At 67.6% G+C, this 7069-nt stretch carries 5 protein-coding genes and 2 pseudogenes; 6 read left to right on the top strand and 1 reads right to left on the bottom strand.

All coding sequences use genetic code 11. The features are described from left to right. The 3 genes and pseudogenes from CRT60_RS36885 to CRT60_RS07600 form a co-directional block, all read left to right on the top strand. Window positions 1-135 (top strand): annotated as a pseudogene (locus CRT60_RS36885) (ABC transporter ATP-binding protein); the annotation flags it as partial. A gap of 1 nt (window position 136) precedes the next feature. Further along, a complete protein-coding gene (locus CRT60_RS07605) occupies window positions 137-490 on the top strand; it encodes a DUF6867 family protein (protein ID WP_098735823.1) in 354 nt (117 codons plus the stop codon). 369 nt (window positions 491-859) lie between these two features. Further along, entirely contained in the window at window positions 860-2533 is a 1674-nt protein-coding gene (locus CRT60_RS07600; RefSeq protein WP_098735822.1) for a methyl-accepting chemotaxis protein, read from the top strand. A 184-nt stretch (window positions 2534-2717) separates the two neighbouring features. On the opposite strand, the gene CRT60_RS07595 is transcribed toward CRT60_RS07600, so the two are convergent. Then, on the bottom strand, window positions 2718-3896 hold the full coding sequence (locus CRT60_RS07595; protein ID WP_098735821.1) for an acyl-CoA dehydrogenase: 1179 nt from the start codon (window positions 3894-3896) through the stop codon (window positions 2718-2720). A gap of 288 nt (window positions 3897-4184) precedes the next feature. Between CRT60_RS07595 and CRT60_RS07585 the strand changes: the two genes are divergently transcribed. From CRT60_RS07585 to CRT60_RS36125, 3 genes and pseudogenes are all read left to right on the top strand, one after another. Beyond that, window positions 4185-5903, top strand: coding sequence for a DedA family protein (locus tag CRT60_RS07585; RefSeq protein ID WP_098735820.1), 1719 nt, complete (start codon window positions 4185-4187; stop codon window positions 5901-5903). Between the two features lie 40 nt (window positions 5904-5943). Continuing rightward, on the top strand, window positions 5944-6594 hold the full coding sequence (locus CRT60_RS07580; protein ID WP_098735819.1) for a DUF1345 domain-containing protein: 651 nt from the start codon (window positions 5944-5946) through the stop codon (window positions 6592-6594). A 270-nt stretch (window positions 6595-6864) separates the two neighbouring features. Then, window positions 6865-7069, top strand: a pseudogene (locus tag CRT60_RS36125) (hypothetical protein); the annotation flags it as partial.

Here is a 7069-nt window from a genome sequence, read left to right as displayed (position 1 = left end):
AACGCCTTCCATGCGCTGAAGCTGGCGCACCGGGCCTATGTGATGGTGACGGGGAAGATCACGATGACGGGGACGGGCGCGCAGCTCCTGGCCGACCCGGAGGTCCGCGCGGCCTATCTGGAAGGGGGACACTGAGATGGAAACGATCCTCGGCTCTTCGCTTCCGGTTTTCGTGTTCCTGACGGTTCTGGTGTTCGGCGGCTGCGGCGTGCTGACCGGGCAGACGTTGGCGGAGGGGTGGAAGCCTGTCTCCAGCGTGCTGGCCTATTCGCTGCTGCTGGGGGTGGGCGACCGCTTCCTCGCCTGGGGCCTGTTCGGCGAGCAGCTCTTGTCCTTGTGGGGCTTCATCGTCCACACGGTGGTCATCGGGCTGATCACCCTCACCGCACACCGCATTGCCATCGCACGACGCATGGTCAACCAGTATCCTTGGTTGTACGAAACCGCCGGTCCCTTCGGCTGGCGGGAGCGCACCCCGGCCCGCGGCTGAATCCGCTCCGGAGAAACACAGTTAAAGAAAACTGAAGCCGGTTTTTTGAAATTTCCGGCATGAAAAGGCGCCGCTTTGTCCAAGCGACGGCGGCGCCTTCACTTTGTCCATGCTGGACCAAGACTTTGGGATTGTCGCGACAACTGGCAATCTTCCGAAAGTCAGAGAAGAAGATCATGGTGCAGACCATGATATGCGGTTACAATATCATTTAAATTTTGCAATTCGTTGACGCTTCTGTGGCGGACGCCGGCCTTGCCGGCGGTGCTTCGCCGTGCCCTGCGTCGTGCCTCCATGGGTGCCTTTGCGGGTGCCTCCATGGCCGGCGGCCGGGCGGGAAGCGGAGGCGGCACGGGAAGGGGCAAGAGCATGGCAGTGGACAAGGCGGCCGCATCCCGGCCGCGACGGTTCTGGAGCGTGGGGCGGAAGGTGACGGCGGCCTTCGTCGCCGCCATCGTCGGCGGCTTCATCGTCATCATGGGGCTTCAAGCCAAGATGCAGTATGACGATGCGGTGCGGCTCGCCACGCACGACGCCCGCGTCAAGACGGATATGCTGGCCAACGCCACCAAGACCAGCTTCGTCGCCGGCGATGGTGCGTCCATCGAAACGGAGTTCATGCCGCTGGCCGGCAGCAACGAGGTGCAGCTCGCCTCGCTGCGGGCGGCGACATCCGCCGGCACGCTCGCCGACTTCTCCAACCAGCGCTTCGCCCCCTACGACTTGAAGGCCGACCAGGACCTGGTCGAGGCGGTGCTGGCCGGCAAGGGGGCGCAGACCCGCCCGGCCAACGGCCACATCGTGGTGACCGTGCCGGTGGTGACCGGCAAGAGCAACCGGCTGGTCGGCGCCCTCCAGATCGCCTGGAGCCTGGACCAGCAGATCGACGCCATCGCCGCCCAGATGCGCAACCAGATCGCCATCTGCCTGATCGCGCTGGTGGTGCAGATCGCCCTGCTGAACGTCCTGCTCGGCCGCATCGTCATCCGCCCGCTGCGCGCCATGTCGGCGGCGATGGCGAAGCTGGCCGACGGCGACACGACGGTCGAGGTGCCCGGCAACGGCCGTTCCGACGAGATCGGCGCGATGGCCGGCTCGGTCACCGTCTTCCGCGACAACGCCCGCGCCATCGAGCGCATGCATGCCGCCCAGGCCGAAGCCGACGCCAAGGCGGAAGCAGCCAAGCGTGCGGCCCTGCTCGACCTTGCCGACCGGTTCCAGGGCACGGTGAAGCGTCTGGTCGAGGGCATCGCCGAGTCGGCCTCCGGCATGGCCGACAGCGCCGACCGCATGGCCGTGGTGGTGGGCGAGGCGTCGAGCCAGACCCGCAACGTCGCCCGCGAATCCGACGACATCCAGTCCAACGTCCGCTCCGCCGCGGCGGCGGCGACCGAACTCGCCAGTTCCATCGGCGGCATTTCCGATCAGGTCGGCCATTCCGCCCGCATCGCCGGCGAGGCCGTGTCCCACACCGACCGCACCAACGCCACCGTCCAGGGCCTGATCGCCAACGCCGAGCGCATCGGTCAGGTGATCGGGCTGATCCACGCCATCGCCAAGCAGACCAACCTGCTGGCTCTCAACGCCACCATCGAGGCGGCGCGGGCGGGCGAGGCCGGCAAGGGCTTCGCCGTGGTGGCGACCGAGGTGAAGGGGCTGGCCGACCAGACCGCCAAGGCCACCGACGAGATCGCCGCCCAGGTGAACGCCATGCAGTCGGTGACCCGTGAGGCCGCCGACGCCATCGGCGCCATCGGCTCGACCATCACCGAGATCGACGGCATTTCCGGCACCATCACCCAGTCGGTGCAGGAACAGAACGCCGCCACCCAGGAGATCGCGCGGGCGGTGGAGATGGCGGCACTCGGCACCCAGGACGTCTCAACCACCATCGCAGCATTGGCCCGGACGGCGGAGAGCGCCGGCAGCACCGCGCTCGGCGTCCAGGATGCCGCCCGCGGCCTGTCCGGCCAGACCCGTACGCTGGCGGCCGAGGTGGAACGCTTCCTGACCGAAGTGCGCCAGCAGGCGACGGGAACCTGAAAACGCCCTCTCCCGCCCCGGGAGAAGGAGGGAAGACCCGACGTCGTCGGGCGGGAAAGGACAGGATCGCTCCGAGCGACCCGCAACCACACCGATCCTCGGAGCGTCCCTCACCCTCCCGCCGCACCACGGCGGGTCCCTCCCTCTCCCGGGGCGGGAGAGGGGTTTTCACGACCTTACAGCCTTAGAAGAACGCCTGGAGGCCGGTCTGCGCCCGGCCCAGGATCAGGGCGTGGACGTCGTGGGTGCCTTCGTAGGTGTTCACCGTCTCCAGGTTCACCATGTGGCGGATGACCTGGAACTCCTCGGAGATGCCGTTGCCGCCGTGCATGTCGCGGGCGACGCGGGCGATGTCGAGCGCCTTGCCGCAATTGTTGCGCTTGATCAGCGAGATGGCTTCCGGCGACCAGCTGCCGTCGTCCATCATGCGGCCGACGCGCAGGCAGGCCTGGAGGCCCAGCGTGATCTCCGTCATCATGTCGGCCAGCTTCTTCTGGACCAGCTGGGTCTGGGCCAGCGGACGGCCGAACTGCTTGCGGTCCAGCGTGTACTGGCGGGCGGCGTGCCAGCAGAACTCAGCCGCACCCAGCACGCCCCAGGCGATGCCGTAGCGCGCCTTGTTCAGGCAGCCGAACGGACCACCCAGGCCCGACACGTTGGGCAGCAGGTTCTCGTCGGGGACGAAGGCCTCGTCCAGCACGATCTCGCCGGTGACCGACGAGCGCAGCGACAGCTTGCCCTCGATCTTCGGCGTGGAGAAGCCCTTGGTGCCGCGCTCGACCACGAAGCCCTTGATCTTGTTGTCATGGGCGTCCGACTTCGCCCAGACGACGGCGAGATCGGCGATGGGGGAGTTGGTGATCCACATCTTGGAGCCCGACAGCAGATAGCCGCCGTCGACCTTGGTGGCGCGGGTCTTCATGCCGCCGGGGTCGGAGCCGTGGTCCGGCTCGGTCAGGCCGAAGCAGCCGATCAGCTCGCCGGTGGCCAGACGCGGCAGCCACTTCTTCTTCTGCTCTTCGCTGCCGTAGGAATAGATCGGGTGCATGACCAGCGAGGACTGCACCGACATGGCGGAGCGGTAGCCGCTGTCCACCCGCTCGACCTCGCGGGCGACCAGTCCGTAGGCGACGTGGCTGACGCCCGGCCCGCCATACTCCTCCGGGATGGTCGGACCGAGCAGGCCCAGCTCGCCCATCTCGGTCATGATCTCGCGGTCGAACCGCTCCTCGCGGAAGGCGGAGATGACACGGGGCTGCAACCGGTCCTGGCAGTAGGCGCGGGCGCTGTCGCGCACCAGCTTCTCATCCTCGGTCAGCTGGGATTCAAGGAGGAAGGCGTCGTCCCACTGGATGCTCTGCACGGTGCGTCTCCTGGTCGTGTCACAGGGCGGTTGATCCGCCGATCATCGATGGGCCGCCGTCCATCGGCAAGTCATCGGCCAGCCATCGATTGAAACGCACTCTGCCGCGCCGGCGCCATAGCTGCAAACACATATTTGCTATCATAGCCATACCGTTTCTATATGGCTCAAAAGAAACAGTCGCTATGTCGCACGGTTCCATAAAAGTTTTAACGTGAAGCTTACCATTTCCTATGCAATTTTGCCGACGGCACCGTAACCGCCCCCTACCCAACGGACACACCGCACGTGTTTGCTGCATTGCAACCAATAACCGCTTTCGCCGGTTTTCCCCTGTTGCTAGGCCTTGCTTTGCTTACGCTTCTGCACGAAGACGTTGCAATTGCGGTTGGAGCGAGCCTCGTCAGCGTCGGCACGGTCAGCATCGGCGTGACCGCCATCACGCTGCTGTGTGGAATTGTTATCGGCGATTTGTTCATTTATGTCCTTGGACTATTGTCCCTGCGGATCAATTGGATCCGGCGGCGGACCGAAGGCCCTATGCTTGAACGCTGCCGCGGAGCCTTGCAGAGGAACCTGTTGCCGACCCTGGTGACTTGCCGGCTGGTTCCCGGTGTCTTGTTCCCGACCTACTTCGCCTGCGGGGTGATGCGGGTGCCGTTCCTGCGCTTCATCGCCATCACGCTGGCGACCGCCGGGGTGCATGTCGGGCTGCTGCTGACCCTGATGACCTCGTCGCTCGAAGCGGCGGCGATCCAGGTGCAGGTGATCGGCATCGGCTGCGCCGCGCTGCTGATGATCCTGCGCACCAAGCGGGCGCAGTCCGTCGTCCGCGCGCTGCTCGCCCGCATCCGGGCGGTGCTGGAACCGCTGCTGCCCGAGGCCCTGCGCGATGCGCTGCACGGCAGCCCGACCCCGCGCGCCATCGCCCTGCCCGGCCTGCCGGTGGTGCCGGCCGGCGCCCCCACCATCGGCTGGGCGGAGCGCATTCCGCCGCTGCTGTTCTACATCCCGTTGGTGGCGCAGTGGCTGGCGCTCGGCGTCCGCTACCGCAGCCTGTCGCTGCCGACCGCCGCCAACCCATCGATCGAGGCGGGCGGGCTGCTCGGCGAATCGAAGATCGCCTGCATGGATCTGATCGGGCCGGAAGCGCGCCGATGGGCGGCGAAATCCGTCGCCCTGGTCAACCGTCCGTCGCTGACCCCGGCGCAGCTGGAGTCGCTGGCGTCGGGCGCCGGCCTGTCCTTCCCGCTGGTCGCCAAGCCGGACATCGGCTGGCGCGGCATCGGCGTGCGGCTGGTGCGCGATGCCGCCGACCTCCGCACCTATCTCCAAGGCTTCCCGGCCGACGTCCGGCTGATCCTGCAGGAGCATGTGGCTTACGCCGGCGAGGCCGGCATTTTCTATGTCCGCAAGCCGGGGGAGCGGCACGGGCGCATCTTCTCCATGACCTTCCGCTATTACCCGCATGTGGTGGGCGACGGCCGCTCCACCCTGCGCCAGCTGATCGCCGCCGATCCGCGCGCCTCCTGGAAATCCGAACTGCACCACGAGGCGCTGGCCGACCGGCTGGACGAAGTGCCGGAGGCCGGGCGCACGGTGCGGCTGTCGCTGGTCGGCAGCAGCCGTGTCGGCGGCCTCTACAAGGATGCCTGCGGCCATGTCACCGCGACGCTGACCGCGCGCTTCGACGAGATCGCCGACCAGATGCCGGGCTTCCATTTCGGCCGCTTCGACGTGCGCTTCGCCTCGGTGGAGCGGCTGGCGGTGGGCGAGGATTTCCGCATCATCGAGGTGAACGGCGCCGGGGCCGAGGCCATCCACATGTGGGACCCGGAATTCAGGCTGGGCGACGCCTACACCACCCTGTTCCACCAGCAGGCGCTGATGTTCGAGGTGGCGGACGCCTGCCGGGCGGCCGGGGCGCAGCCGCTGACCGCGCTGGAGTTGGTACGCTATCAGCGCCGCCAGCAGACCTTGCTTCCGCTCTATCCCGCCTCCAACTGAACGGGCGTGCGCATCGCCGCACGCCATCGCTGGAGACCATATGCGCGGCAGCCTGACCCATCTGCGCAACCGCCCGTCGCTGAGCGGGGCGCTGGCCGTAGCATTGCTGGCCGGGGGCGTGGCCGCCGCCTGGCTGCGGCCGACCACCGCGGTGCTGACCGGCTGGGATTGCGGGGTCGCCGCCTACATCCTGCTGGCCGGCATCCTGATGAGCCGGGCCACGGTGGCGTCGATGCGCCGGCGGGCCAGGCTGCTCGATCCCGGCAAATGGGGGGTGCTGGCCGGGGCGGTGCTGGCCTCGCTCGCGGCGCTGGTCGCCATCGTGGCGGAACTGGTGTCGGCCAAGGGCTCTCCGCATGAAGGGATGGCCGCGGTGCTGTCGGGGGTGACGGTCCTGCTGTCCTGGGGCTTCCTGCACGTCTTCTTCGCCCAGCATTACGCCCACGATTATTGGCTGGGCGGGCAGTCGGTCGAGGAACGCAGTCTGGATTTTCCCGGCAACGACGCGCCGGATTACGTTGAGTTCCTCTATTTCAGCTTCACCGTCGGCATGACCGCTCAGGTGTCCGACGTGACCACCCGCGGCGCCGGCATGCGCCGTCTGGTGCTGATGCACGGTGCCTTGTCCTTCCTGTTCAACACCGCGGTGCTGGCGCTGGGCGTCAATCTGGCCGCCGGGCTGGTCGGCTAGGGACGGCTTAGGCTCCCTCTCCCGCCCCGGGAGAGGGAAGGGGCCCATGCGGAGCATGGGAAGGGTGAGGGGTGATCCAAGAACAAGGAATCCATGCCCGGATAGCCCCTCACCCTCCCCACTTCGTGGGTCCCCTCCCTCTCCCGGGGCGGGAGAGGGCGTTTATCGCCATACGCGATAGACCTGACCCGAACCTTAGGATCTCCTTCCCGGCGGCGCGATCTGCGCTACTCTCATCGGATCGAACGCCACGCTTCGCGACGCAAGGCCATGCCGACCCCTCCGTTCCCCGCCCGCGCCTGTTCCTTGCGTCTCCGCTGGCCGGTCCGGCTGCGGGCGGCGACGCTGATCCTGCTGCTGGGACTGCTGTCGCTCGGCCTGGCGTTCGCCGAGGCGTCGGCCCAGACCGTGGCGCCCCCCGCTGCCGCGCCCGCGCCGGCCGCGGCCCCCGCCCCCACCACTGCTGTGCCCGCCA

Origin of the sequence: Azospirillum palustre (assembly GCF_002573965.1) — a bacterium.
In the GTDB taxonomy this organism is placed as follows: Bacteria; Pseudomonadota; Alphaproteobacteria; order Azospirillales; family Azospirillaceae; genus Azospirillum; species Azospirillum palustre.
This window is presented reverse-complemented; position numbering and strand designations above follow the sequence as displayed.

What these genes read in the sequence shown, in the direction of transcription:
- CRT60_RS07580 (WP_098735819.1), top strand. Translation starts at nt 5,944, where the DNA reads ATGCGCGGCAGCCTGACCCATCTGCGCAACCGCCCGTCGCTGAGCGGG.
- CRT60_RS07605 (WP_098735823.1), top strand. Translation starts at nt 137, where the DNA reads ATGGAAACGATCCTCGGCTCTTCGCTTCCGGTTTTCGTGTTCCTGACG.
- CRT60_RS07600 (WP_098735822.1), top strand. Translation starts at nt 860, where the DNA reads ATGGCAGTGGACAAGGCGGCCGCATCCCGGCCGCGACGGTTCTGGAGC.